At 71.4% G+C, this 26468-nt stretch carries 18 protein-coding genes; 6 read left to right on the top strand and 12 right to left on the bottom strand.

Annotation, left to right across the window (positions count from 1 at the left end; translation table 11 throughout):
* The first annotated feature begins 17 nt into the window (after positions 1-17).
* Together WME90_RS31265 and WME90_RS31270 are read left to right on the top strand one after the other, a co-directional pair.
* A complete protein-coding gene (locus WME90_RS31265) occupies positions 18-2024 on the top strand; it encodes an OmpA family protein (protein WP_437275684.1) in 2007 nt (668 codons plus the stop codon).
* The gene (locus WME90_RS31270; RefSeq protein WP_437275685.1) at positions 2021-2995 is read left to right on the top strand and encodes a PCC domain-containing protein; all 975 of its coding nucleotides are present in this window, start codon (positions 2021-2023) and stop codon (positions 2993-2995) included. Before WME90_RS31265 ends, WME90_RS31270 begins: the two co-directional genes overlap by 4 nt.
* A gap of 54 nt (positions 2996-3049) precedes the next feature.
* Here WME90_RS31270 and WME90_RS31275 read toward each other — a convergent pair whose 3' ends face one another.
* From WME90_RS31275 to WME90_RS31320, 10 genes are all read right to left on the bottom strand, one after another.
* Positions 3050-3643: a polysaccharide biosynthesis/export family protein gene (locus tag WME90_RS31275; protein ID WP_437275686.1), complete on the bottom strand. Its 594-nt coding sequence runs from the start codon at positions 3641-3643 to the stop codon at positions 3050-3052.
* Positions 3643-4977, bottom strand: coding sequence for a hypothetical protein (locus WME90_RS31280; RefSeq protein WP_437275687.1), 1335 nt, complete (start codon positions 4975-4977; stop codon positions 3643-3645). Before WME90_RS31280 ends, WME90_RS31275 begins: the two co-directional genes overlap by 1 nt.
* Before the next feature lie 101 nt (positions 4978-5078).
* On the bottom strand, positions 5079-5621 hold the full coding sequence (locus WME90_RS31285; RefSeq protein ID WP_437275688.1) for a hypothetical protein: 543 nt from the start codon (positions 5619-5621) through the stop codon (positions 5079-5081).
* Positions 5622-5865: 244 nt separating this feature from the next.
* Positions 5866-7311 carry an AgmX/PglI C-terminal domain-containing protein gene (locus tag WME90_RS31290; RefSeq protein ID WP_437275689.1) on the bottom strand — a complete coding sequence of 482 codons (1446 nt, stop codon included), beginning with the start codon at positions 7309-7311 and terminating at the stop codon, positions 5866-5868.
* Positions 7312-7501: 190 nt separating this feature from the next.
* Entirely contained in the window at positions 7502-8125 is a 624-nt protein-coding gene (locus tag WME90_RS31295; RefSeq protein ID WP_437275690.1) for a hypothetical protein, read from the bottom strand.
* 8 nt (positions 8126-8133) lie between these two features.
* Complete coding sequence (locus WME90_RS31300; RefSeq protein WP_437275691.1) at positions 8134-8382, bottom strand: hypothetical protein; 249 nt, start codon at positions 8380-8382, stop codon at positions 8134-8136.
* Positions 8383-8396: 14 nt separating this feature from the next.
* A complete protein-coding gene (locus tag WME90_RS31305) occupies positions 8397-9779 on the bottom strand; it encodes a tetratricopeptide repeat protein (protein ID WP_437275692.1) in 1383 nt (460 codons plus the stop codon).
* Entirely contained in the window at positions 9776-14134 is a 4359-nt protein-coding gene (locus WME90_RS31310) for a tetratricopeptide repeat protein (RefSeq protein ID WP_437275693.1), read from the bottom strand. Before WME90_RS31310 ends, WME90_RS31305 begins: the two co-directional genes overlap by 4 nt.
* Positions 14131-16539: a tetratricopeptide repeat protein gene (locus WME90_RS31315; RefSeq protein ID WP_437275694.1), complete on the bottom strand. Its 2409-nt coding sequence runs from the start codon at positions 16537-16539 to the stop codon at positions 14131-14133. Before WME90_RS31315 ends, WME90_RS31310 begins: the two co-directional genes overlap by 4 nt.
* 26 nt (positions 16540-16565) lie before the next feature.
* Positions 16566-17459, bottom strand: coding sequence for a hypothetical protein (locus tag WME90_RS31320; protein WP_437275695.1), 894 nt, complete (start codon positions 17457-17459; stop codon positions 16566-16568).
* Positions 17460-17987: 528 nt separating this feature from the next.
* Between WME90_RS31320 and WME90_RS31325 the strand changes: the two genes are divergently transcribed.
* Positions 17988-18608 (top strand): RNA polymerase sigma factor, encoded by a 621-nt coding sequence (locus tag WME90_RS31325; RefSeq protein WP_437275696.1) that lies wholly within the window; start codon positions 17988-17990, stop codon positions 18606-18608.
* A gap of 20 nt (positions 18609-18628) precedes the next feature.
* On the top strand, positions 18629-19621 hold the full coding sequence (locus tag WME90_RS31330) for a zf-HC2 domain-containing protein (RefSeq protein WP_437275697.1): 993 nt from the start codon (positions 18629-18631) through the stop codon (positions 19619-19621).
* 103 nt (positions 19622-19724) lie between these two features.
* On the opposite strand, the gene WME90_RS31335 is transcribed toward WME90_RS31330, so the two are convergent.
* Both WME90_RS31335 and WME90_RS31340 read right to left on the bottom strand, forming a co-directional pair.
* On the bottom strand, positions 19725-20213 hold the full coding sequence (locus WME90_RS31335; RefSeq protein ID WP_437275698.1) for a TIGR02266 family protein: 489 nt from the start codon (positions 20211-20213) through the stop codon (positions 19725-19727).
* A 129-nt stretch (positions 20214-20342) separates the two neighbouring features.
* On the bottom strand, positions 20343-22910 hold the full coding sequence (locus WME90_RS31340; protein WP_437275699.1) for a glycosyltransferase family 39 protein: 2568 nt from the start codon (positions 22908-22910) through the stop codon (positions 20343-20345).
* A gap of 252 nt (positions 22911-23162) precedes the next feature.
* Here WME90_RS31340 and era point away from each other — a divergent pair, with 252 nt between their 5' ends.
* Positions 23163-24710, top strand: coding sequence for a GTPase Era (gene era / locus WME90_RS31345; protein WP_437283681.1), 1548 nt, complete (start codon positions 23163-23165; stop codon positions 24708-24710).
* Positions 24707-26428 (top strand): ribosome biogenesis GTPase Der, encoded by a 1722-nt coding sequence (gene der, locus WME90_RS31350; RefSeq protein WP_437275700.1) that lies wholly within the window; start codon positions 24707-24709, stop codon positions 26426-26428. The genes era and der overlap by 4 nt, the downstream gene beginning before the upstream one ends.
* The last annotated feature ends 40 nt before the right edge of the window (positions 26429-26468 follow it).

Consider the following 26468-nt stretch of genomic DNA (forward strand, 5'->3'; position numbering starts at 1 on the left):
TGCGCGCCGACTGGAGGATGCCTGCACGATCAAGCGTCCCGCTGCTGATGGCGTCTGGGGTCTTCATGGCGGCCCTCCTCCTCCCGGCGCAGGCGCGCGCGGACGACTGCGCGCCTGCGAGCAGGCTGTCGGGCTGTGTCGATGCCGACAACCTCTGGCCTCACGCCGGCGGTGGCCCCTTCTTCGCGGTCGGGAGCACGGGGACGGCTCCGAGCGCGAAGGCCTCGTTCGGCCTCGTGGCGAGCTACCTGTCGCGGCCAGTGGGCCTGCGCACCTCCTCACCCGACCCCGACGGGACGGTCATCCATGTGCTGGACAACATGGTCGACGCGACCTTCCTGGGGTCGCTCGGACTCACCGATCGCCTGGAGGTCACGGTCGCCGCTCCCGTGACCCTGTACCAGGACGGATCGGGCTTCTCCGACGTTCTCGGCACCGACACGAAGCTCCCGCGCAGCGTGATGCGCGACGCTCGCCTGGGCGCCGCGTTCGCGATCTTGCCGCCGGCCCAGCGTGGTCCTCTCGATGGCCTCTCGCTGGCAGCGCGCCTCGAGCTCGGCCTGCCCACCGGCGACAGGGCGGTGTTCGCCAGCGCCGGGACCGTCACGCTCGCGCCGAGCGTCGCCGCTGCCTACCAGCTCGGCGCGGTCCGGATCGCGACCGAGGTCGGAGCCCGGCTCCGTGGCGCGAGCACGCTCGTCCACACCGAGGTCGGACCGCAGCTCCTCGGCGCCCTCGGCGCCTCGGTCGATGTGCTCCCGGACCGCTGGCTCACCGCCTCCGCGGAGGCGTTCGCCCTCTACACGCTCGCCGAGCAGCCCGCCGGAGCCCCGGCGCTCGTGCCGGCGGAGTGGATCCTCTCGGCCACGAGCGCACCGCTGCTCGCCGGCGACGTCTCGCTGTCGGTCGGCGGCGGCAGCGCCATCCCGTTTGCCTCCGAGGGCGCGCTCACCGCGCCGCGCTTCCGGTTCAACCTGGGGCTCCGCTATGCGCCGACGGGGCGCGATGCCGACGCCGACGGCGTCCTGGATCGCGACGACGAGTGCCCGCTCGTCGCGGAGGATCGCGACGGCTTTCAGGACGGCGACGGCTGCCCCGATCCGGACAACGACGGCGATCGGATCCCCGACGGGCGCGACAGGTGCCGGGACGAACCCGAGACGATCGACGGCTTCCAGGACGGTGACGGCTGCCCTGACGCGGACGACGACAGCGATGGTGTGCCGGACGACACCGACAGGTGCCGGAACGACGCGGAGGACCGCGACGGCTTCCAGGACAGCGACGGCTGCCCCGATCCCGACAACGACGGCGACGGGATCCCGGATGCGCGCGACACGTGCCCCATGGGCGCGGAGGACATCGACGGCTTCAAGGACGACGACGGCTGCCCGGATCCCGACAACGACATCGACCAGGTCCCTGACGCCAGCGACCTGTGCCCGGGCAGCGCCGAAGATCGCGACGGCTTCCAGGACGACGACGGCTGCCCCGAGCGCGACAACGACGAGGACGGCGTGGACGACGCGGTCGACGCGTGCCCCGTGACGGCCGAGACGATCGACGGAACGAACGATGCCGACGGCTGCCCTGAGCCGGGCGGCAGGTCGTTGCCGCGGTGGTCCGGCGATCAGGTCGTCTTCGACGGCCTGGTCCGCTTCCCTGCAGCGAGCGCCCGCGTGCCGCCCGCCCTGGCAGCGCAGATCGGCATGATCGCCCAGCTCATGCGCGGGCGCATGCCCCTCGACATCGTCATCGTGGAGGCCTACGCCGATCGTCAGGGCGATCAATCCACGCGCGCGCTCGATCTCGCGGGCGCGCGCGCGAGCGCCGTCAAGGATCTCCTAGCAAACGCAGGGTTGCCGGCCGACCGCATCACGGCCGCCGCCGGCGACACATCAGCCAAGCGCGCGCCAGGCGCGCCTCAGATCGAGGTGACGGCGACCCGCACCCGGCGCTCAGAAGGAGCCCCGGGCGCTCCGACCGCTGCCCCCTCGACGACCGGAGAAAAGAAACAGCGATGAATGTCCTCGAGGCACGCCGTGCCCGCCATCTGATCATCCGTCTCGACCGCGGCGAGGAGCTCCCCGCGGCGCTGGTGCGCGCCCTCGACGAGGCCGAGGCGCGCGCCGGCTGGATCGAGGGGATAGGCTCGCTCGAGAAGGCCGAAGTGGCGCTGTTCGATCAAGCTTCCCGCACCTACGCGAAGACGCGCGTCCTCGACGGCCCGTGCGATGTGGTGGCGCTCTCGGGAAACATCGCGCTCCAGCAGGGAGAGACCTCGCTCCGGCTGTCGGCCACGCTCGCCCGCGAGTCCGGCGTCGGCCTCCAGCTCGCCGCCGGCGAGCTCGTGTGGGCGCGCGTCTACGGGCTCGAGCTTCGCGTCACGGCGTTCGACGATCTGCCCCTCGCGCGGGTGTTCGACGATCGAACAGGCACGATGCAGCTCGCGGCCCAATCGTCCGCCCTCCCCGCGCTCACGGGCGAACCGCCCCGCCTGGCGCCTCCGGTTCACGCCGCAGAGCTGCCCCGCGCGACGCCTCCAGCGCTCGCCGCCGAACCGCCGCGCGTGGCGCCTCCGGTGCACGCCGCCGAACCGCCGCGCGTGGCGCCTCCGGTGCACGCCGCCGAACCGCCGCGCGCGGCGCCTCCAGCGCTCGCCGCCGAACCGCCGCGCGCGGCGCCTCCCTACGCCGCGGAGCCGCCGCGCGCGACCTCACCGAGCTCCACCACGGAGCTCGCCGCAGCGCCGCTGCCGCAGCGCCCGGTCCGTCCTCGCCAGGAGGACGAGCCCTATCCGGAAGTGGGCGACGGCGTGACCCACTTCCACTTCGGCGACTGCATCGTGATCAGCTCGGACGGCGAGCGGATCCGCCTCCGCCAGGAGCGCGACGGCCGTGTGCGCGAGGTCTCGCTGACGATGCTCCGCATCGAGCCTCCCACCGTGGACGCGGCGACAGGCAGGAAGCAGTTCCGCCTCGCGCGGAAGAACTGACAGGAACGCGCCCGCGCCACCTCGGCCGAGAGGTGGCAGACGGCGTCTCGGCGCTCAGAAGACGCGCTGGGCGACGTGGATCGAGTCCCCTGCCTGGAGCGGCACATCGGGGATCTTGTTGTCGATGATGTCCTCGACCGAGACCGTGGCAAACACGGTCTTGCCCTGAGACTTCCTGCGGATCGTGACCCGATCCTTGTTCGCGATGGTGTTGAACCCTCCCGCCATCGAGATGGCGCGGAGCAGCGTCATGCCGGGCTGGAGCGGCAGGGACCCGGGCTTCTGTACCTCGCCGAGCACCTCGACCCGCTTCGAGTTGTACTCTTTGATGCTCACGCTCACGCTGGGGTCGGTGAGGATCTGCCCCTCCATGAGCTTCGCGCGCACGAGCTCCGCCACTTCCTGCGGCTCGAGGCCCGACACCCTGAGCCGCTTCACATAGGGAAAGTCGACGGTGCCGTCCGGCGCGACGGTGAACGTCGAGGGCAGCTTGTCTTCTCCGACGATGCGGAGCTCGAACACGTCGCCGACCCCCATGGTCGTCGCCTCCACCGGCGGCGGCAGGTTCACTGGCTGAGGGGTTCGCGATGAGCACGCAGCGAGCGCCAGCGCGAGCACGGCGGCGATCCACCGACGGGGGCGCCGCATCACATGAACCAGCGCACGCCCAGGTACGCTTCGAACTGCTGCCATCCGAGATGGTTCTCGATGGGGCGGCCGCCCGACTCGCCGGGAGTCGCTAGAGCGGTGCTGCTGATGTTGTTGCCATACCGCAGGGTCGAGTTGATCCCCAGGGAGTCCCCTATCCGGTACTCGCCGAACAGAGAGGCATCGACGCGGACATCCGTCCAGGGTTCCGGCGGCCCCACTGTGCTGCTGCTGCTCGGGATCTCGGGATACACGTGGGCCGCCACGCCGCCGTCCGCGATCAGCAGAAAGCGCCCGCCGAAGAAGTAGGTGAGCTTGAGGTAACCGCGATCGCGCTCGAAGTAGCTCCCGAGAAAGCTGTCGTGGAAATCGCGCGTGAAGCCGGCCGACAGCGACGACAGCGCGAGCGTCGCCGCCTCGGGATCGGTCGACGGGTTCGGCGTCAGGAACCATTTCAGCTCTAGCTGACCGATGACGCTGTCGAAGTCGTGCACCTCGGCCTGGCTGTCTGACGTGTAGAAGCTCGCGCCCCAGCCGGCCATCGCGAGGAGGCCGAACGACGGCGTCACGAGACCGTTGATGCCGAGCTGGGCGCGCAGTGGATGAGAGGAGAGCTGGGCGCCGGGGTTCGGGTAGTCCACGAACCCGAGCGACGCGTCGTAGATGAGCGCGGTGCGGGGCAAGAAGCGCCAGCGACCCCGCGTCCGGATCGTGTGTTGCAGGTTCGTCAGGCCGTTGAACTCATCGACTTCGAAGAACGTGCCCAGGAAGCGATAGCCTAGGCGCCAGTCGAGCAGCCCGCCGCCCGGAGTCCACACGAGCTCCGCCCCCGCGTCGGCGTGGACGCGCCGAAAGCTCTGGTTGGAAATCCCGAGATCCGAAGAGGCGATGGTCCGCCCGAGCGACGCATCGAGGATGCCGGACCAGGGGCGCCGGGGCAGGATCGTCAGCCTGGCGTCGAGCAGGCCGCCGATGTTCCGCTGCTCGCTCAGCCGGTCCTTCCCTACCTCGCTGCCGGATACCGGGAAGAACTCGTCATACGTCGCGGCGATGCCCGCGCGAAACTCGACGTCCGGCGGCGGCGCGTCGGGCGTCACCTCTTGGCGCTGATGGCTCAGCGTCGAGAGCGAAAACGACGGCGTGATCCGGAGCCGCAACGAACCGACGGGCCCGACGTCATTGAGGCCGGCATCATCGTCCTCGTCTCGCCGGAAGAAGTTGGAGTCATAGCCGAACTCCGCCGCGACCCCGGGATGCAGCTCGAGATCGCCGGTGCGTATCCCGATGCCCTCGGTGTAGCGCCGATCCTTGAGCCACGGCTGATCCTGCGCCAAGGCCAACGCTGGGGACAGAGTGAGTGTGACTGCGGCAGCAGCTATGGTGTCACGAATTTTCATCGCCTATTGGGCAGTGGCAATCCGAGAGAGGCGGTCGCCTACCGAAAACAGCTACTGCACGCAGGCGGCTCGATGATGATCTGGGGGACGGGATACTCGGAAGGATCCTCTTTGGGGAGGTTCGGATCGATCGTGGCCGTGACGGCGCTATCGCCGATAAAGCCCGCTTCCTGTCCGATGCACTGGTTGGCCTCGGCCGTCAGTTGCTCGGCCCGCTGCCGCAGCACCGTCAGGATCGTGAACTCATGGTTGGAGAGGTCGGCGTCTCGCCGATTCACGGCGAGCTCCAGGCCCTGCCGCCGCTCGCGGGCGGAGCGGATGGCGACGTCGATCTGATTCAGCTTGTCGTTGAGACAGAGCGTCTTCACGACGTCACGCTGCGACCGTGCCGTCTCGAGCTGACGGCGAACCGAGGTGCGGGCTCCGTCCATCCGGGCGACGTAGGTCTCGCTCTGCGCGAGCTGCTCCGCCGGTGAGAGCGTCACCTGCCGTGCGAGGCCGGCGGAGGCATCCGGCGGAGGCGCGGTCTGCGCCTGCGCAGCGGCGATCCCGTGGCCGATCACGACCGAGATCAGCGCCACTGCGGCGAATCCAGGGATCTGTTCACGCTTCATGGAAGCCTCCGAAAGTCAGACCCGCGCAGTATAGGTGCGGGTAGACGTAATTGTCAAAACGCAATGAACATGCCGCGCAGCGACCAGCACGCATCCGTCGGGAGCATCCGTACGGTGCTCCCCGGTTCGATGCGCGCCACCAGCACGTCATTCACGTCCAGGCGAGGAGAGACGATTGCGTCTTGTCCACGGACCCGCGAAACGTCGGGGGCTATTGGCTCACGAACGTGACAGGAATCACAACCGTCGCGCCGCCGCCCTCGGGCGGCGCGAACTGCGCGCTCTGCACGCGCGCGACGACGCAGGAGACCACCGTACCGGACAGGCCGGAGCCGCCGGATGGGGTCGCCGAGAGCACCTCGCCGTTGGGGCCGATCTTCGCGGTGATGCGGACCGACCCCTTCATGCTCGGGTCCTCTTGAAGGCCCTTGTTGTAGCAACGACGGAAGCCGGCGGTCATCCCGGCCACGACGGAGGGCGCGTTCGAGACGCTCCCGCCGGAGACCGCGGCGCCGCCCACCTGGGCGTTGCCCACCGGCCCCTTGACCGTCTGTGCCGAGCCGGCCGTCGCTGGGCCGCTGCTCCCGGTGTTGCCAATCGTGGCGAGGCCGCCACCGCCGGCCGCGCCAGGTCGCACAGTGCCACCCCCCGCGCCGCCCATGTTCAATCCCGCCACACCGCCCTTGCCGACGCCGGCCCCTGAGGCGGCCGCGTTTTCGAGCAGGCCGGTCGGCACGTCGCCCGAGCTCAGGACGCTGGCGGTCGCGTTCCCGCTCGAGTTGAGCGCGCCCAGCATCTGCATGTCGAGCTGCGCGAGCTCGTTGGTGAGCGCCGACGCGCGGGCGTCGCTCATCCCGCCGGAGCCCTTCCCCGGGCTGGCAGCCGCGCCCTTGTTCCCACCGCCCGCGGAGGCCTTGGGCGCGTCGGCCACAGGCGCCGCCGTCGCGGCCGGCGCCTGGACGTCCTCCTTCGGCTGCTCGACCGGCGGCGGGGGCAGCTGCTTCACGGATTCGAGCAGCTGCGCGACGTCGATCTCATCGTCGACGACCGGATCCATCCAGTCGGAGTAGATCGACCCCACGGCGCCGAAGTGGAACAGGAACGAGAACGCGGCGATGATCGTGGTCGTCCAGTCGATGTCGTTCGCGATCCCCGACTTCACCGAGACGGGCAGCTGCGGCTTGGGCTGCACCGGCGGCGGCGCGACGAACTGGAAGAGGAACGTCGTCTCCCCCACGACGAGCTTGCCGCGCGCCTCCTCGCTGAGCTGGACCTGGTAGGCCTGGACGTTGCCCACCGCCACCCGCTTGGCCGACGATTTGAGCGCGGAGAGCTCCGAGACGCCGGCCTTGAAGGCGACCCGGCCGGTCATCCCGTCCAGGAAATTGAGGAAGTACTCGCCCCCCACGAGCTCGAACACCCGGAAATTCGGCGGGATGCTCTTGCTCGGGATGACGAACATGCTCTTTTCGCTGGGGCCGATGGTGACGTGGGTGCGCTGCTTGATGACGCGCTCCTCGATCACCTTCCCCCCCTGAACCAGGCCGATCCTGAGGACCTTCGGGCCGGTCACCGGTGCGACCGCCCGCATGACCGCGGTCATCTGCCCGGGCTGGCCGGGGCGCGACGGGGTGGGGTGCGGGGGTTGCTGGGTCATTCCAAAGGACTCCGAGAGAGAGGGGACGAGACAGGCGCCGACCGCGATCGCGCGCGGCTGGCGGAGCCGCGCTCCAGGGCCCGGTGGACCTCGGGCCTGGACCCGCAACAGGAGCGCCGCGCAGCGGAGGGCACCACAACTCGCGAGGGTACACGGACAGCTGTGGGTGGTCCAGGAGAGCGCGCCGCGCTCAGCGGGGCGCGCGGCGCGAACGTCGATGTAATGCGGAAGGGGTCCCGGAGCGCGCGTCGACGCCATCGACGCCATCGACGCCATCGACGCCATCGAGCGGTTCCAGAGCGACCCGGACGAGCGCGTCGATCGCCTCGCGCCTCCGCACGGCGGCGGCGCGGCCGGCGCGCCCCGCGGCCGCCGACGCGATCGCCCCGGCACCGCCCGCGCCCAGGACGAGCGCGACGACCGAGGGCCCGGCCTTCGCCAGGTACGAGAGCGTGGCCAGGAGCAGCGCGGCGAGCGCCGACAGGCGCGCCGCCGCGCGCGGCCACCCGGAGCCGGCATCGAGCCGCTGCTCGATCTCGACGAGGAGCTCGTTCGCCGCCGCGATCTTCGCGCGCAGATCAGCAGCGGACATGACCTCGAGCGCGAGGCGGCGCTCCCAGCTCTCCGGCGGTGACCGCCTCGCGAGCTCGGCCAGCCGCGCCTCGGCGGGCAGCGCGCGGAGCGAGCGCGCGAGCGCCACCAGATCGCCGCCGGTCGCGCGCTCGACCTGCGCGGCGTGCTTCCACGAGATCGCGGCGCACGCGGCGCTCGCCGCCGTCGAGAGCGCGATCAAGAGCACGGCGACGGCGGACACGCCGCCGCCTAGAACGGCTCCTTGAAGATCGCCTGCTCGATGCGGTCCAGGAACGGCTGGCGCAGCTCGGCGAGCGTGAGCTTCGGCTGGATCCGGCTGACGTCGACGGCCGCGATGGGCTTCTGGATGCGGCCCGTGATCGTCACCTCCGCGAGCGTGATGACCCCGCGCTGCTTGCCCTTCTCCTGCGCGCTCGCCGGGCCGCCCTGGCCGAGGACCGCGAGCAGGACCGAACCCAGCGCAAGTGCCTTGTACATGCTCATGGTCTCCCTCACTTGTCGGTCGCGGCGTCGGGGACGCCTCCATCCGCCGCGGCGGCAGGAGGAGCCGCGGGCTGAGCCGCGGCGGCAGGGGGCGCCGCGGGCTGAGCCGCGGCGGCAGCGGCGTTGAGCTCGCCTTCCTTGAGCTTGGCGCGGTTCAGGAGCTCCTCCGAGTCGTCGCGCTGGCCCTTGTTGCGCAGCTCCTGGAACCTCGTCAGCGATTTTATCGCCTCGGCCACCTGCTGCTTCGGCGTCATCCCGGGCACGGCGGGGGCGAACAGGTACAGCAGGCCGAGGTCGTAGTGGACCTGAGCCAGGTTCGGGTCGCGGCCGAGCACCCAGTCGAACTCGCGCTTCGCGTCGGCGTAGCGCTCGAGCAGGCGGTATGCGTCCCCGAGGTTGAGGTGCGCGGCGACGTGCTCGGAATCGAAGCGGACGGCGCCCTCCAGGAGCGGCAGCGCCTCCTGGGCGTTGCCCGCCTCGAGCAGGTAGGTCGCGAGCTGCACCCGCGCCTCGACGAGATCGGGGCGGCGCGTCACCGCCTTGCGGAACTCCTCCAGCGCCGCGGCGCGCTGCCCCTGCTCCCGGTAGATCAGGCCGCGGAGCAGCAGCGCCTCGGCGTTGTCCCTGTCGCGCGGCGGGTTCTCGCTGACCGGCTCGAACCCGTCCAGGATCGCCTGGAGCGCGTACAGCGCGAGATCGAGGCGACGGTTCCTGTAGTGGTCGCGGGCGATGATGACCATCGCCGGCCGGTAGTCCGGGTTGATCTTCAGCGCCTCCTGCGCGATCCGCTGGGCAGAGCCGGTGTCACGCTGGAGCGACTTGATCTCCGCGAGCGTCGCCGCGATGGCCGCCGACTTCGGCATCTGGCCGCGCTTCTCGTTCAGGAGCCGCTCGGCCTCGCCGAGCTGGCTCTTCCTGGCGAGGAGCATCGCGTACGCGACGATGGCGGGCTCGTAGTCCGGCACGAGCGTGAAGGCCTGGCGGTAGCTCGCGCCAGCGCCGGCGTCGCGGAGCCGCTCCTGCACCACGCCGAGCGAGTAGAAGGCCTGGTGCGCGCGCGGATCGGCCTGCGTCGCCTGCCCGAACTGGGCCCTCGCGTTGACGAGGTCTCCGGTCGCGAACGACTGCAGGCCGCCTTGATAGAACGCCGCCGCCCGGGCGTTCATGGCCGGCTGGCCCGTCTCGGCTGGCAGATCGTAGGGGCGCGCCGAGCTCGGCGTGTCGTTCATGCCGTACGGCGCCTGGACGGGCGCGGTCGCGGCGGGCCCCGCGACGGGACGCGTGGGCGCCTTGGGCGGCGGCGTCGCCTCCTCGCCGCAGGAGGCGAGGGCGAACGGCGACGTGACCGCGAGCAGGCTGGCGAAGAGGGTGACAGGGAGGCGGCGCTTCATGGGACGACCGGCAGGGGCAGGGGGAGGCCGTCAGGCGTGAGCGGCGGCGTCATGCCGGGTCGCGTCCGGAGGAAGAGGCCATCCTTGTACTCGAACGGGCGCTTCGTCTCGGGATCGATGACCCCCTGGCTCCACTCGCGGAGCTTGGCGTCGCCGAGGATGTCCGTGAAGAACGCGAGCCGCTGGATCGCGAGGTCGACCGCTGGATTCCGGACCTTCCACGCCTTGGCCCAGACAACGGACTCGACGTAGAACTTGACCATCGCCTTGTCGGCGTCGGCGAGGAGCCGCTCGCGCGCTGCGCGCCATTGCTCGCGCCGGTTCTGCCGGAGCGCGTCGGCCGTCTCCTGGAGATCCTCGCGATCGCTCGTCTCGGCGAGCTTGAGCAGCTTCTCTTCCTTGTCCGTGTAGAGCCTCAGCCCCGGCGGGCGGGCGTTGTAGAGGCCGGTGCGGCAGGAGTCGTAGAGCGAGCCCTGGCGCGCGCGCGCGGCGACCGACCACGGCCGCGACTCGTAGGCCGTGATGACCTCCTGGAGCTCCTTCCAGTACTTGTCGTTGGCCTTGGCGATGTCCGCTTCGAAGGCCCGCTTCACCTGATCGATGACGCCCTCGTAGCGGTGGTGGCCGGTGTCGTAGTCGAACTCGGCCTTGATGCGATCGTCGATGGCCTTGTAGGCGCACTCCGCCGCCATGTCGGCCTGCACCGATCCGAGGGCCTTCACCTTGTCGCCGGTCGCCGAGCTCCGGAAGGACGTGAACGCCGTCATGGTGTTCTTGCACCAGTCCCGGGCCTTCGGATCGCCGGCGGCGGCGCGCATCTTGGACGCGTGGTACGCCGCCTGGACGACATAGCCGCTCGCGGCCGGGTTGCTCTTGTTGGCCGCGTAATAGGCCTCCATCGACTGCGTCGCCTTGGTGCGCGCGGCGCGGTTCGGGCCCTCGTCGGCCCCCCGCTCGTCCCAGGCCTTCAGGTCCGCCGAGGCGACGAGGAAATCGATGTCGGCCTTCTGCTCCGGGGGCGGGCTCAGGCTCATGAAGGTGGCGCGCGAGGCGGTCATCTTGTCGCGCTCCCCGATGTTCGCGTAGAGCAGCACCGAGTTCCGGGCGGCGTCCCGGCGCGCCGCCTGCTCGAACCGACCGTTGCGAGCGATGGTGTCGTAGGTCTCGGCCGCGCTGCGGTAGTTGAAGAAGAGGACGTACGCGGCGGAGAGCGCGTCGTAGGCCTGCTTCAAGTACTTCACCCGCTCGGCGTAGCGCTTCGGATCGGGGTTCTTCGGGGGGTTCGCGCCCGGATCGCCCTTCTCGAGCTTCGACAGGTTCTCTTCGCTGCCGTACTCCTTGATGAACAGGGAGTACATCTCGATGGCCTGGTCGTAGTCGCCCACCTGCTTGTAGCAGTAGGCGCCGTTCATCGCGGCCTCCGGCGCCTCGTCGCGGGCCGGCGCCTTCTCGAGCGCGACCTTGTAGAGCGCCGCGGCCTCGCGCCAGGCGGCGACGCGCGCCGGGCCATCCGGCATCTTCTCGGCCTTCTCGAAGGCCCTCGCCGCGTCGATGTAATAGCCGCGAGAGATCGTCGGGCGGGCGATGTCGCCCTCCTTCAGCTTCTGCTCCTCGCTGACGGCGCAGCTCCGCGTGAGCGCCGCCTCGGCCAGCTTGCGGCTCTCCTCGACGTTGTTCTCGAGGTTCGACATCGTCGTGAGCCGCTCCCACGCCTTGTAGCCGAACTCGGTCTTGCCGCACTGCGCTTCGTAGATGGGCGTGAGCCGCTTGCGCGCCTCGGCGAACTGGCCGTAGAGGAAGTGGTAGTCGGCCGCCTGGAACGCGTAGAGATCGATGTTCTTCGGGGCGTCGAGCGCGGGAGGGACCCGCTGGATGTACTCGTCCCGCGCGGTGACGGCCGCCTGAACCTGAGCGGGCAGCGGCTCGGCGACGACGCGCTGCTGGTCGCCCTCGCCGACGATCTTCACCTTCTCGCGCGGCTCGATGCCCTCGGCGCCGCTCGTTCGCTGGAAGAGCTTGTGTCGATCCAGGAGCGCCTGGTGCGCGGTGTCGACGACCATGTACGCCGCCGGCTGCAGGTACTTGTCGTCCTCGTTGGAGTCCCGCACGCTGACCGCCGAGCTCCTCGCCTGCTCTATCTCGTGAGGCGCGGGCGAGCGATCCATCGCCACCGTGATGACCACGACCATGTGGTTCGCGTCGGCGAGCCAGTACCGGCTCTCGTACGCGTCCGGGGCGTTCTCGTCCTGGGCCAGGTAGCCGGCCCAACCCTGCGCGGCGAGGCGGTACTCGCCGAGCGCCCGCTCGAAGATCGGGTCGCGCGTCTCCTTCTCGCCGACGGTCAGCGCCTGCTGCACGAGCGCGCTGCCGGCGTTCGTGTGATCGGCGGCTGCCCGGCGCAGCCCGCCGCGCACGAGCCGCTCGGCGGTCTGGATCGCCTCGGGGTCGTCCTTGTTGGCCTCGACCCACGGGGTCGTCCCGACGTACTGGGCGAGCTTCGTGCGCGCTTCGAGCGCCTTCGCCGAGTTCTGCGCCCGCTCGGCCGTCCCCTCGCGCGACTGCGAGGTGAGCGTGTCGTAGATGTCCGCGATCTGGTTCTGGACCACGGGCGCGTCGCGGTGCATCGGCCACTTCTTGAGGAGGATCTCGCTCACCTCGATCGTGTTCCGATACTGGTTGAGCTCCTTGAACTCCAGCGCGAGCGCCTTGTAGATCTCGACCGTCCACTTCTGATCCTGCGGGATCAGCTTGGGATCCTGGACGCGCTCGATGGCGATCCGCATCTTCTGCTCGGCCATGCGCGGGTCGGTCTCGACGTCGAGGACGTCGTTCCGCGGGATGTAGGGCTCCTCCGGTCCGGGGCCGACGAAGTCGAGGTACGTGAGCGAGCCGGCGATATAGGTGTACGCCTCCGCCCGGAAATCCGCGCCAGGATCGCCCGTCAGCTTCTCCTGTTCGTCGGTGTAGCGGAGCAGCTCGATGAACTGGCGTACCGAGGTCTCGTACCGCTGCTGCTTGAAGTACGTCCAGGCGAGCTTGTACATCGCGACGCCGTGGACAGGGGGCTTCTTGTACTTGATGGACTGCCGGTACGCCGACCCGGCCCTGTTGTAGTTGAACGGGCCGCCAGCGCGGTCGATCTCGTTGAAATGGTAGTCGCCGATCTGCCACCAGACCTCGGCGATGTAGCGGGGCTCCGCGCCGAGCGCCGTCTTCTGCGGGATCGGCTGGCACTCGTCCGGATACGGATCGACGTATGCCGTCTCGTCCTCGGTGACGGGCGCCCGCGCGCCCCGGCGCGTGGTCTGGAGCGCCCGACCGCCCGGCGTCGACCCGATGGGCGTCGGGTGGCGCGCCTCCCAGCCGGTCCAGTAATCGTTGTCGTGGTCCTGCGGGAGCTTGCCGACGGTGTCGCGCGTCGGATCCTTCGGGTCGGCCGCGACGGGATAGGGATACTTGTTGTGGCACACGAGCGAGCGCCACACCTGCTGCGCTTCGGGGAACCGGACCGAATCGTTCAGCGCATGGCCGAGGTAGTACAAGATCCCGGCGAGCTCACGGTACTGGGGGAACTCGCGGATGACGCGCTTGTAGAGCGCGATGGCAGGGAGCAGCGCGACGCTGAGATCCTCGCTCGCGTCGCTGTCGGTGCGCGCGCGCTCCTCGTAGAGCGCGGCCAGGCGGAACATCGCGTCGGGCGTGTTCTCGGGGTGCGCGTTCGGGCCGCTGTAGCGCTCGACGAACACCTCGAGCCGACGGATCGCCTCTTCCCGGGCGTCGCGGAGCCCCTTCCTTTCCGTCTCGATCTCGCGGTCGAGCGCCGAGAGGATGCGGCGGCGCCTGTCCTCGTAGTGGTGCTGCACGATGCGGGTGATGGCGCTCCGGTAGTCGCGGGCCGCCTTCTCGTAGGCGGCCGCCTCCTTCTCGAGCGCGGCGAGCGCCGCGAGCTGGGCCGGCGTCGGAGGGGGAGGCGGCGGCACGTGCTTGCGCCCGACCGACATCGGCGGCGCGAAGGGTTGCACCGCGGGCAGCGCTGCTGGCGCAGCCGGCGCCGAGACGAGAGGAGCGGCGGTGGCCGGCGCAGCCGTGGCGGCAGGCGCCGTGGTCGGCGCAGCCGCGGGAACGGCAGACGCCGCCGGCGCTGGCTGCCCCCCCGGCTGGGAGAGCGCGAGCGGCGCGACCGCCAGCACCAGGGCGAGGCTGGCAAACCCGAGCGCGCCGCGCGGACGACGGCGCGCCGTTCGCACGACGTCGCCGAACGGCGCGCCCGCCGATCCGAAGCTCTGCGTCCCTGCCCCTCTTCGCGGCGCGTCAGAGATTTGCGGTGCGCGCGCGCCGCCGTGCTCTTTGCTCACTTCTCGTCCTCCGGATCGCCGCTGTCGTCGAGGACCTCGTTGAGCTCCTCCTTGAGGACCCGATCCTCGCGAGCGCGCTCGACCTGCAGGCTGCGAACGCGCGTCATCTGCTCCTCGCGGACCTCCCACGCCTCCTCGGTGATGCCGACGTCGGCGCGCAGGATGATGTTCTTCAGCCGATCGCGGACGAGGCCGAAGTTTCGCATCGCGACCTCGCCGACGACGACGCGCGCCTCCCCGTCGAGCGCGTCGAGCTGCACCGAGTAGTGGACGATGTTCGCCGTCTCCCGGCCGACGATCTGCCGGAGCCCCGAGGACTTCTGGGCGACCTCTCCCTCGATGTCGCGGAGCGCCGCCTCGACCCTCGCGTCCGCCGCGTCGCCGGCGCGGAGCACCGGCGTGATCCGCTGCGCGTACGCCGCGAGCGCTGGACCACCAGCGCCCGCCGCAGCCAGCTCGACCTCACGCGTCAACGCGTCGCGGTGGGCCTTGCGCGTCTGCGCGTCCTCGATGAAGCGCTGATCGCCGAAGCCGACCTGGACGCGGCCCGCGCTGACCTGCTTGCGGAGCACGTCGGCCTCCTGGCGGTAAAGCGCGAGGTCGCGCTCGTTCTGCGCGAGCTCGTGCTCGAACCGAGCGATGCTCGAGGGATCCCGGACGATCCCGGCGTGCGGGCCCTCGCGGAGCAGCCGCCTGAGCCCGTTGACCGTCGCCTGCAGGCTGTCCATCTGCAGCGTGAGCTGCTGCAGGCGCTGCGACTGGGTGTTCCACTGCTTGAGCGCCTGCGTCTCGCGATCCTGGAAGTCGGCGTCGGTGACGGGCACGCGCGCGAGGCGCTTCTCCAGCGCGCGGCGCCTGGCGCGCACGCCGCCGATCTCGCCCGAGAGCGCGTCGTCCTCCACGTCGTCCATGCCCTGGCCGAGCGCGAGGCGCGCCAGCGCGACCCGGTTGAGCAGCGCGAGCGCCCTCTCCTCGCCGGCCTTGAGCTCCGGGAACGCGCGCACCCGGTTGGGCGAGCTGAGCACGGCGTTCAGCTTCTCGATGAGCTCGTTCGACTGCTTGATCAGCTCGCGGCAGTGGTTGATGTCGTCGATCACCGCGAACGCCGCCGGACCGTCCTCGGCCTCGCGCGCCCACTGCACCGCGAGCGGCGGGAGCGACGTGGTGGTGTCGAGCGCCTCGAGCTGCTCCTGGCTCAGCTTGTCGTAGTAGACCGCGGGATCGCTCGTCGAGCCGAGGAAGGCGTCCACGCGCACGCGCATCGGGTCGTAGGTGGCGCGGACGCCTTCGTACACCTTCAGCGCCTTCTCGAAGCGGCCCGCGCGCAGCATCAGATCGCCGCGGAGCAGCGAGCCGTCCGCGATGTTCTGGCTGTCAGGCTCGGCGATCGCGAGGATCTCGAGCGACCGCTGGGCGCGATCCACGTCGCCCAGGCGGACATACACCCACGCGAGCTCGTAGAGCATCGTCCCGAACTCGGGCGAGACGCGGTCGATGTGGCCGTAGGCCTGCACGGCCTGGGACCACTGGTCGGCCTCGTAGAACAGCCGCCCGATCGCGAGCCACGCGAGGTCGATGACGCGCCGGTGCTCCGAGGTGTCGGCCGGGAGCTGCGTCACCTTCTGGAACAGATCGATCGCGGCGACGTAGCGGGTCTTGGGCACCGCCGGGGGCGCCTCGCCCTCCTTGAGCGGCTCGGGCGGGGGCGTCGCCTCCTTCACCGCGATGAGGCCGAGCAGGTACCTCGCCTGGTGGAAGTACTCGCTCTGCGGATCGACCCCGCCGAGCGCGGCCTTCGCGCCGCCGAAGTCCTTCTTCACGTAGAGGCCCTTGCCGCGCGCGTACGCGAGGGCGCTCCCCGCCGTGGAGGCCGGGACGCTGTTCATCGACGCGAAGATGGCGTCGAGCGCGTCGTAGTCCTTGATCCGGAGGCAGATGTCCACGAGCCGGCCGAGCGCCTTCGCCTGGTAGGCGGCGAAGCGCGGCTCGGCGCCGCTCGCGACGATCTGCTGGAAGACCCGGCGGGCCGAGAGGTACTGCTTCGAGCGGAAGTACGTCTCCCCGAGCAGCGAGAGCGCGTCCGGGAACGCCGTCGGATGGTCGGGGTACTTCTCGACCACCTGGTTCAGCACGTTCGCCGCCCGCTCGTAGTCCCTGGAGCCCATCAGAAGGACGGCGTCCGCGATGCGCTGGGCCGGCGTGCGCTGCTCGCCGCGGGACTTGTTGATCGCCGCCTGGATGGCGCCAAGCCCGGAGGAGACGCTGCCGATCTGCTGAGAGGCGCTCGTGTAGGCGCGCTCAGCGTCGAGGGCCCACGCGTCGGCAGGGGCCACGGTCGTGGCCGCGCCGAGCGCGAGCAGGCCAAGCAAGGCAGGGAGTACCCGCGATCCGGAGTCCCAGGTCATGGCGACTTGTCCTAACGAGCTCGATCCTATTTCCCACCCGCGGCGGCGGGCGGCTGCCCGGGAGCATCCGCGAGGCCGCTCACAATCTTTTCAACGAAGCGGACGGCCGGCCGCTCTTCGAGCGGGGTCGTGACGCCGCCCTTCTCGAACGCGACGGCCTGGAGGTTGATCGTCTTGCCCTCGACCGCCGTGAAGGAATGGCTGGAGCGCACCTCGAAGCGGTAGCCGCGGAGGTAGGAGAACACCCCGTAGCCGTTGCCCTGCAGGTTCACGAGCACCTGGAGCGTGTGATCCCCCGGAGGAACCGAGCCGTTGAAGATCGGGATCTCGGTCTGCTCGGCGAGGGCGCCCGACTGATCGGTCTTGTTGTACTGGACGGCGCCATCCAGGACGATCAGCACGCGGGTCACGCGGAACGCGGACGACAGCTCGTTGTTGAACCGGATCGAGGCGCGCGAGCCGGCGCCGCCGCCGGAGAGGATCGTGTCGCTGAGGAGCGAGAGCCGCGTGTGGCTGCGGCGGATCTGCTCCTTGAGCTCGTCGATGCGCTGCTCCAGATCGCGCAGCCGCACCGCGTAGGTCGGACCATCCATCGCCGGAGCGGCGGCCGCGCTCGCAGCCGGAGCGCTCGTCGGGGCGGGAGGCGCCGCCGCTGCGCCCGCGGCCGGGGCGCCCGCCGCGGCCGCGCCCGCAGCCGGGGCGGCCGGCGCGGAAGCGGGCGCCGCCGCCGCTCCCTTCGCAGGCGCGCCAGCGGCGACCGGCGCGGTGGAGGCCCCCGGCGCCGTCGAAGCCGCAGGCGCCACCGAGGCTGCGGGAGCAGCGACCTTGTCCGCCGAGCCACCCGGGCTCTGCGCGAGGGCGGGCATGGACATCAAGAACGAGGCTCCCACCCCGACAGCCAGCATCTTGATAAGTCGCATCGAAAGGTAACCTCGTGGTTGAACCCTCGTCAGCAGAGGGGGGCGATCTCACGCCCGGTGCCGGGGAGTCTAGTGGCGGCGGGCTTCCGAGCGCAACGACCTGGACACCCGTCTCCCCGCCCAGAGCAGCCTCCCATCGCTCGAGGCGCAACAGGGGCGCGACGTGGCGCGCCCGAAATCGTGCGGAGCCCCTCCCTCCGCGGGCGCGGACGGCGTCCTCAGCCGGGCCGCGGCACGCTGCCCCGAGAACGTCACGCGACCGCGACCGGCTCCTTCCTTGGCCCCGCGCGCAGGTCCACGCGCGGCCAGCCCCCTGGCCTTCCACGGCCGCGGGCGCTGCGGGCGAAGGGGGCTCGCTCGCTCGGGGCCGGATCCGCTAAGGTGCGCTTGTGTCAGGGGAAGGAGAGCTCCTCAGATCTTCGAGCCGCGCTGCGCGTCCGATGCGACGCCGCGGTCGCCGCCACGAACACCCCGCCGCCCGGGCCACCGAAGGAGCGCCGCACAGGCTCGGCCGCTCCGGGAGCTAGGATGGTCCCGATTTCTCGAGAGGAGGTCACGGACGAAGCGCTGATGATGCGCTTTCAGGGCGGTGACCGCGCCGCGTTCGCCGGGCTCGTCCGGCGGCACAAAACGTCCATCTACAACTTCATCCTGCGACAGGTCCGCGGGCCTGCGATCGCCGAAGATCTGGTGCAGGATGTGTTCGTGAAGATCGTGCAGAGCGCTTCCGACTTCAAGCACGAGGCGAGGTTCACCACCTGGGCGTTCGCCATCGCGCGCAACGTCTGCATCGATCACCTGCGCAAGATGTCCCTCCGACGCCACCCGTCGCTCGACCAGGGCTCCGGCGAGGGCGGCGACGGCCCGACGCTCGGCGAGCGGACCGCGGACCCGGCGCCCCACGCGGCGGTGGACCGCGTCGCGATCGGGACCGAGATGGGGCAGCGCATCGTCCGCGCGGTGGAGGGGCTCCCGCACGATCAGCGGGAGGTCTTCCTGCTCCGGGAGATCGGGCACGTGCCGTTCAAGGACATCGCCCACATCGTGGGGGTGCCCGAGAACACGGTGAAGAGCCGGATGCGCTACGCCCTGGAGCGGCTCCAGGAGGCCCTCTCGGAGTACGAGGATTACGCGAGGGCGCTGCGCTAAGCGCTCCGGAAGAGCTGTTTATGGACTGCGAGAAGTTCGACCGGCACGTGATGGACGCGCTCTACGACGAGCTCGACGAGCTGACGTACGCGGCCATGAAGCGGCACATGGACGGCTGCGCCCGGTGCGCCTCGGCGTTCGCGGGGCTGCGCGCGGCCCGCGACGTCGGCGCCTTGCCGATCGAGGAGCCCAGCGAGGAGCTGGAGGCGCGGATCCTCGACGCCGTCGAGGTCGCGCAGAAGAAGACGCCGTTCCGGCGCAAGGCGCTCCGCGCGCTTGCGTGGGCCGGCAGCCACGCGATGCGGCCGCAGCTGGCGATGGCGGCGCTCTTCGTGCTCGTCATCGGGTCGAGCCTGCTGCTGCTGCGGCCGAAGACGGGCGTGGCGCCGGTGCGGGTCACCGAGTGGGGCCAGCCCGCGTCGGATCAGCACGAGCCGCCCCGCAGCGTCGCGCCTGCCCCCGCCGCCACCGCGATGGAGGACCCCGACGGCCGGCGCTCGGCCGAAGCCAAGGCGGGCGAGGCGCCCAAGGCCGAGGCGGCGAAGGAGAAGAGCGCACGCGCGTCCGCGTCTGCGTCCGCTGACGACGGCGCGAGCGCCGCGCTGCACGAGGCGCAAGCGCTGCAGCGCAAGTCGGGCTGCGCGGCCGCCGTCGGCAAGCTCGACGAGGTAGGCACGCAGTACCCGGGCACGCCGGCCGCGCAGGCCGCGATGTGGGAGGCGGCCCGGTGCTACAAGGCCTCCGGGGACACGGAGAAGGCGCGCGAGCTGCTGCTCGCGCTGCGCTCCGCGAAGGGCTACGGCGACCGCGCCGAGCAGCAGCTCGCGGACATGGAGGCGAACGCCGCCCGCGTGCAGGCCCAGAACTCGGCGCCGGCGACCGCCGCCCCCGCCGCCGCGCGGCGCGCTGTGCCCAAGGCGGCCATGCCCGCGGCGCCGCGGCGCGACGCCGACGAGCAAGGAGCAGCGGGCCCCTCGCAGGCAGCGCCCACCGACGCCGCGACGTCCCGCTGACGGGCTGCGGGCGCGGGCGCCCGCACGGCTCGCGCCGCCGCGATCCGACGCGCGCAGCGCGGCCCGACCCCGCCGCTCGGGCCGCGCCGTGAGGGCGCTCTCGTCAGTTCGATCTCACCGGTGCATCGCGGATGTAGGCGATCGTCCTGATCGTGTCGACGATGCGCTCGCGATCGTCCGGCGTGAGATCGACGAAGCGGATGCCCATGCCCGGGTTCGGGTTGTCGTGGAGAGGGCGCACCTCGTTGATCCACTGCACCGTTCCCTCGAGCACGTACGAGCCGTCGGTCCCCGGCGGCGAGAAGCGGAGCGTGAGCCGCGTGCCGATCGAGAGGGGCTGCGTCGTGCGGACGAAGATGCCCATCTCCGAGATGTTGGCGATGGAGGCGTAGAGGAACGTGTCGTCGGTCTCGCAATCCACGAGCCACGTGACGTCGAGGCGCTCGGACGAGCGTCGGTTGAGCGAATCCGGGTCGGGGATCTCGTGCTCGGCGTCCTCGCCGGCATGATGGGCATCGCCGTAGGCGCAGGATGGCGACGCACCGCCCGGCGTGTCGGGCGGATGGCTCGAGTCACCACGGCCCCCGGTCATGTGTCTGCGACTAGCCGCTTTCCGCACGCGCGTCGAGGGCGCTCGACACCGAGGAGCACGCGCGCGTCGCCGGGCCGCGCAAGAGAGGCCGCGCGGTGCGAAATGCGTCGGGAACCCCACGATGGCCGCTCACCGTACACGGATGACGCCGCCCCGGACGCGGTCCTCGTGCTCGGGCCCGCGCGTCACCTGAAAGCGCGTCTCACCGGCGAAGAAACCAAAGTAAAGCGCATAGTCGCCCGGGGTGAAGTTGGGCTCGAGCTGGAGCTCGTGGTCGTCCACGACGATGTCGCCCGGCTGCCACAGGCTCAGCGGGTAGCGCCCCTCGAGCACGGGATGGTCGCCGTTGTACCGGCGCTGGAACCCGTCGATGTGGACGAACATTTTCCAGTTGCCGGTGATCGGCCGGTGGACTCGGAGGTAAGTCCGTAGGTGGTAGCTCTTCTGAGGGACGACGCTCGAGACCTTCTCGCCGTCGTCGTCGGTCAGCTCCCAGCCGAGCACCTCCAGCTGATCCTCGAACATCGCCTCGGTCGGGTTCGCGGGAGCAGGTGGCTCATCGAGGACGACACGGCCGAGCCAGCTCTCGTTCGGCCTGCCGCCGAGCTCGTTCGACGCGAGGAGGATCTGGCTGGATCGACCGTCGAGGACGGGCAGGTTTCGCCCGTAGCGCTTGCGAAAGAGGCTGTTCAACCTGGGCAGATCGTCGGACTTCACGACGAGCCAGCGGCGAGCGGTGGGGGCGACCGGAGCGGCTGCGCCATCCGCGGAGCTCCCCGTGGCGGTGAGCCAGTCGAACGCCGGCAGGACCTCGGCGAACGAGGTGACCTCGCCGCCCTGGTAGTAGGCCGCCGTGCGGCTCCGGATGCCGAGCGTCGCGATCGGCTCGCCGGGCTTGCGCAGGGACTCGTAGGACGCGAAGACCTCCTTCGGCGAGAGCTGCGCCGCGAGCGCCGGGTAGTACCAGAAGCCCAGCGCAAAGCCGGCGACGAGGCCAGCGATCAACGTGCCGACGGCGCGTGGGACGGAGGCGCGCGCGACGGCGTGGCGGAACGCGTCGCGCGTCGCGAGGAGCAGCACGGGGCTCGCCGCGAGCAGCAAGGGCAGCGCCCACCAGGCGTTCATCCCGTACGCGGCGAGGTGGTTCGGCATCCGCGCCACGGTGCCCCACCCGATGCGCTTGCCGACGAAGAGCATCGCGCCGACGCCGACGAGCGCCGCCTCGATGACGATCAGCAGGAAGAGCAGGTTGCCGTTCCAGATGCGGGCGAGCTCCGCGGCGCCGGCGTGGACCTCGTCGAGGAGGCGCCGCGCCCACGCGCTGAAGCTGCGATCGAGCTCGCGGGGCTGCTCCTCGAACCAGGTGAGCGCGACGAGGCCGGCGAACGCGAGCAGGACGAAGCGCATCGCCGAGGCCGCTTCCTCCTCGAAGCTCTTCGGGAAGACGGGCTTGTCGACGGAGAAGACGCTGAGCGCCCTGTCCGGCGAGGTGACGAGATCGCGGTAGAGGACGAAGGCGAGCACGGCGCAGCCCACGGCGAGCGCTCGCGAGGAGGGGGCGCCGCGCTCGTGATCGCGGATGGCGAGCGCGGCGATGGCGGCGAGGAGCGCGGGGCCGCTGAACGGGAGCGCCCCGGCGTGCGGCGCGAGGAGCGCGAAGGCGCCGTAAGCGAGCGCCGACGTGACGATAAGGGCGATCCGGACGCCGGCCTCGCGATCGAGGCGGGCGGAGACGTCCGCGGCCGCTCGCTCCGCGGCGGGGGCGCGGAAGAGCCGGCCGACGGCGAACGGCAGGAAGGCGCTCCACGGGAAGAGCGCGTGGCCGAGCTGGCGCAGCGTGAGATCGAACGTGGACTCGACCGGCGGCTTTTTGAGGAGCGCCACGCCGAGGGCGCGGGGGAGCGGCGCGTCGGCGCTCGAGCTCGCGAGCACGAGGACGCCCTGCGCTGCCGCTGCGACGCCGAGCGCGAGCGCAGCGCCGCCGACGAGGTCGCCCATCGTGGGCCCCCGGCCTTCTGGCTCAGGCCAGGCGCCGGACGTCCGGAGCAGGAGCCAGGTCAGCCCGGCGCCGAGCGCGGGGACGGCAACCCCGATCAGCAGGCCGCGGCTGAGGTATCCGGCGACGACGCCGAGGATCCCCACCGCGAGCCACGCGGTCGATGCCAGGAGGGCGCCGCGCTGCGCCCTTCGCCCGCCCTCCAGCAGCGCGCCGGTCAGCCCGCAGAACGCCATCGTGAGCGCGGCCATCGTGACGATGTCGCCGAGCATCGTGCGAGCCTGCATCACGTAGAGCGGCATCGTCACGAGCACCGCGACGCCGTAGAGGCCGGCCCTGCGATCGACGAGGCGGGCGAGGAACTCGTAGAGGACGAGCGCGCCGGCGAGCCCCCAGAGCGCGAGCGGGAGGCGCCCGGCCCAGTCGTGCAGGCCGAACCATCGGAAGCCGAGCGCCATCGAGGTGAACCCGAGCTCGCCCATCCCGAGATCGGTCAGGGTCGGCAGCTGCCCGGGGGTGTCCGCGAGATCCACGCCGCGCGCGCCGAAGACGTGGATGGCGATGCGGCGGGCCAGGTCCGCACGGTCGAGCTCGTAGGGGTCCCAGATGCCGCTCTTGCCGATGAGGGGCAGCAGCGCGAGGGCCGCGAGCGCGAGGGCCGCGAGCCGCGCAAGGCCAGCGCGCCCGCCAGCGGCGGCCACGCGGTCGCGATCCGCGGCCGGAGCGTCGCCGGTCTCAGCCGGGCGCGCCTCGCGAGGTGGTGGCAGCTCCTCGCGGGGCAACGTTCCGCTGGCGTGCGAATCGGGGCCGGCGGGCGGGGCTCCGCTCTGTGGGTCCCCTCGGTGGACGCTCGACATGCAGGGCATCCCCTTACCGCCTTCGCGCGCGCGTGACCACGGATCGTGGGGAAGCGTTTGTAGCCCCCCTGGGCGTCTGCTATCGCGCGCGGCGTGGTGAAAGCCCGTCCCCAGAGCGCGCCCCAGGGCGCGAAAGCGCGCCCGCAGGCGCCGAAGCCCGCCCCGGCTTCCCGTGGCCCCCGTCCTGCCAAGAACGAAAGCCGAAGCAGCCCCCGGGGAGCGCAGTCCAGCGAAGCCCCTCGAGCGGGCGACGCGGCCATCCCGCAGGGGCGCCCTCCCCGGCGCGAAAACCAGGCGCACGCCGACAAGAGGTCGCGACGCGCAGGCGAGCAAGGCGGCGCAGGGCGCGCTGCCGAGCGGGGTGAGGAGAGGCGGGGCGGCGCAGGGCGCGCTGCCGAGCGGGGTGAGGAGAGGCGGGGCGGCGCAGGACGCGCTCCCGAGCGGGGTGAGGAGAAGCGGGGCGGCGCAGGACGCGCTGCCGAGCGGGATAAGGGGGCGACGCCTGCCAAGCAGAGAAGCTCTGCGGCGCGCTCCTCCGGGGCGGCCCGCAGCCGGGCCGGGCGTGGACCCCGGGCTGGCAGCGCCGAAGGGCGATCGCTCCCGGACCAGAGAGCCGCTGCGCGAGGCGGCGCGCAGCAGCAGCGCAGGAAGAGCGCCGAGCCAAGGCGGACGGAGGAGGCCGACGCCGCGCTGCCGCGACGCTCCGGGCGCGTCGCCCTCGTCGGGCGCCCGAACGTGGGCAAATCGACGCTGCTGAACGCGGCGCTCGGCCATCCGCTCGCGATCGTCTCGCCGACGCCGCAGACGACGCGCGACGCGATCCTCGGGGTCGTCCACCACGGCCCGGCGGAGATCGCGCTGCTCGACACGCCCGGCCTGCACCGGCCGCGCACGGAGCTCGGGCGCGTGATGAACCAGGCGGCGCGCGAGGCGGCTCGGGGCGCCGACGTGATCGTGTTCGTGACCGAAGCGCCGGATCCGGCGCGCCTCCCGCGGCGCGTGAAGGAGGGCGAGGACGGCCCGCCGCTCGCGCCGCACCCGAGCGATCTGACGCTGCTCGCGGACCTCGGGAGCGAGGCGCCGGTGGTGTTCGTGCTCAACAAGGTCGACCGGATGCGGGACAAGGCGCTGCTCTTGCCGCTCCTCGACGCGTTCGCCAAGCTCCGGGAGTTCGCGGCGATCGTCCCCATCTCGGCGCTGCGCGAGGACGGCGTCCAGCGCGTGCTCGACGAGGTGGCGAAGCTCTGCCCCGAGGGGGACTGGGGCTTCGCGCCCGATGAGCTCACGGACAGGCCGACGCGCTTCTTCGCCGCCGAGTACGTCCGCGAGCAGATCCTGCGCGCGACGAAGGCCGAGGTGCCCCACGCGAGCGCCGTGCAGATCGAGCGCTACGTCGAGCCGACAGGCGATGGAGCGCTGCACATCGACGCGACCATCCACGTGGAGCGACCCGGGCAGAAGAAGATCCTGATCGGCGCGGGCGCCGAGCAGCTGAAGCGGATCGGCACCGAGGCTCGGCTCCGGATCGAGGAGCTCGTCGGCCGGCAGGTGAACCTCAAGCTCTGGGTCCGGGTGACACCGGAGTGGCGCGAGTCGCGAGAGCGGCTGGACGAGCTCGGTTACAACAAGGGAGAGATCTCGTGAGCGCGGCAAAGCCAGCCCTTTCCAAATCGAACAAGCGCAGCAAGGGGCCTGCCGGAGGCGGCCGGACGGCGAAGACGGGCGACGCCCCTGCGAAGCGGGGCGGTGCCACGCCCCGCAAGGCCGCCGCCGCGTCCAGCAAGGGCGCTGTCGCGCCGAGAAAGAACGCCGCCGCGTCCGCCAAGGCGGCCGCCGCGCCCGGCAAGGGTGCGGCAGCGCCCGGCAAGGGCGCTGCCGCCGTGAAGAAGAAGAGCGGCGGCTCGCGCGTGAGCAGGGGGCGCGCTCCCTCCGAGCAGAACAGCCACGATCCGGCGGAGGACAGGGACGAGCTCGCCGAGGAGGCCGTCGCGGCCGTCGAAGACGCTGCAGCAGACGCGCCTGCGCCGATCCCTTCGGCCGGGATCGTGGCGCTGGTCGGGCGGCCCAACACCGGCAAGAGCACGCTGTTCAACCGGCTGGTCGGCAGGCGGGTCGCGATCGTGCACGACGAGCCCGGCGTGACCCGCGACCGCCACTACGCCGACGTCACCTCGCGGGGGCGGCGCTTCACGCTCGTCGACACGGGCGGGTTCGACCCCGAGAGCGACGACCCCATGCGGCAGGGGATCAAGCGGCAGATCGATCTCGCCATCGCCGAGGCCGACGTCATCGTCTGCGTGCTCGACGCCGTGACACCGGTGACGCCCTCGGAGCACGCCGAGCTCGGCCTGCTGCGCCGCGCAGGCAAGCCCGTGATCTACGTCGCGAACAAGGCGGACTCGCCGCGGGCCGAGGCCGAGGCGGCGGAGCTGTACCGCCTCGGGATGGAGCGGCTCATCCCGATCAGCGCCCTCCACGGCCGCGGCATCTCGGATCTGGAGATGGCCATCGAGGCGGCGCTCCCCAAGGAGCCCGCGGCGCCCGAGGAGTCGGCCGAGGGGGCGCTCCGCATCGCCATCATCGGGCGGCCCAACGCGGGGAAGTCGTCGCTCGTCAACCGCATCTCGGGCGAGGAGCGCATGCTGGTCGACGCGCAGCCGGGCACCACGCGCGATCCGATCGACACGCTGGCCGAGCGCGACGGGAAGCGGTTCTTGCTCATCGACACGGCCGGGATCCGCCGCAAGTCGAAGGTGGCGAAGGAGGACAGCGCGGTCGAGGCGGTCAGCGTGATGCACGCGATCCGCGCCATGGAGCGGGCGGAGGTCGTGCTCCTGCTCTGCGACGCGGCCGAGGGCGTGGCCGAGCAGGACGCGAAGATCCTCGGCCTCGCGGTCGACCGCGGGTGCGGCGTCGTGATCGGCCTGAACAAGATCGATCTCCTCGACCGGAAGACGCTCACGAAGGCGGAGCAGGACGCCCGCGACAAGCTCTCGTTCGTGCCGTGGGCGCCGATCGCGCAGGTGAGCGCGCGCAGCGGGCGCGGCGTGGCGAAGCTCCTCGAGACCGTGGCCCAGGTGGCCGACGCCTACCGGAAGCGCGTGCCCACCGGGGAGCTCAACCGCTTCTTCGAGCAGATCCTCCTCACGCACCCGCCGCCCACGCACGGCGGGCGCGCGCCCCGGCTGTTCTTCGTCACGCAGGCCGAGACGTCGCCACCGCTGTTCGTCGTCGTCGCGAGCGATCCGGACAAGCTCCACTTCAGCTACCGGCGCTACGTGGCGAACCAGCTCCGGCAGGCGTTCGGGCTGGAGGGCGTGCCGGTCCGGGTGAAGTACAAGGAGCGGAGGCGGCGGGGGTAGGTCGGGGCAGCCCTTGCCTGCTCCAGACCGTTTCCGGTTA

The organism is Sorangium sp. So ce375 (assembly GCF_051473855.1).
Taxonomy (GTDB): Bacteria; Myxococcota_A; Polyangia; order Polyangiales; family Polyangiaceae; genus Sorangium.

What these genes read in the sequence shown, in the direction of transcription:
- WME90_RS31320 (WP_437275695.1), bottom strand. Translation starts at nt 17,459, where the DNA reads ATGCGACTTATCAAGATGCTGGCTGTCGGGGTGGGAGCCTCGTTCTTG.
- WME90_RS31270 (WP_437275685.1), top strand. Translation starts at nt 2,021, where the DNA reads ATGAATGTCCTCGAGGCACGCCGTGCCCGCCATCTGATCATCCGTCTC.
- WME90_RS31315 (WP_437275694.1), bottom strand. Translation starts at nt 16,539, where the DNA reads ATGACCTGGGACTCCGGATCGCGGGTACTCCCTGCCTTGCTTGGCCTG.
- WME90_RS31305 (WP_437275692.1), bottom strand. Translation starts at nt 9,779, where the DNA reads ATGAAGCGCCGCCTCCCTGTCACCCTCTTCGCCAGCCTGCTCGCGGTC.
- WME90_RS31265 (WP_437275684.1), top strand. Translation starts at nt 18, where the DNA reads ATGCCTGCACGATCAAGCGTCCCGCTGCTGATGGCGTCTGGGGTCTTC.
- WME90_RS31325 (WP_437275696.1), top strand. Translation starts at nt 17,988, where the DNA reads ATGGTCCCGATTTCTCGAGAGGAGGTCACGGACGAAGCGCTGATGATG.
- WME90_RS31290 (WP_437275689.1), bottom strand. Translation starts at nt 7,311, where the DNA reads ATGACCCAGCAACCCCCGCACCCCACCCCGTCGCGCCCCGGCCAGCCC.
- WME90_RS31300 (WP_437275691.1), bottom strand. Translation starts at nt 8,382, where the DNA reads ATGTACAAGGCACTTGCGCTGGGTTCGGTCCTGCTCGCGGTCCTCGGC.
- WME90_RS31330 (WP_437275697.1), top strand. Translation starts at nt 18,629, where the DNA reads ATGGACTGCGAGAAGTTCGACCGGCACGTGATGGACGCGCTCTACGAC.
- WME90_RS31335 (WP_437275698.1), bottom strand. Translation starts at nt 20,213, where the DNA reads ATGACCGGGGGCCGTGGTGACTCGAGCCATCCGCCCGACACGCCGGGC.
- WME90_RS31275 (WP_437275686.1), bottom strand. Translation starts at nt 3,643, where the DNA reads ATGCGGCGCCCCCGTCGGTGGATCGCCGCCGTGCTCGCGCTGGCGCTC.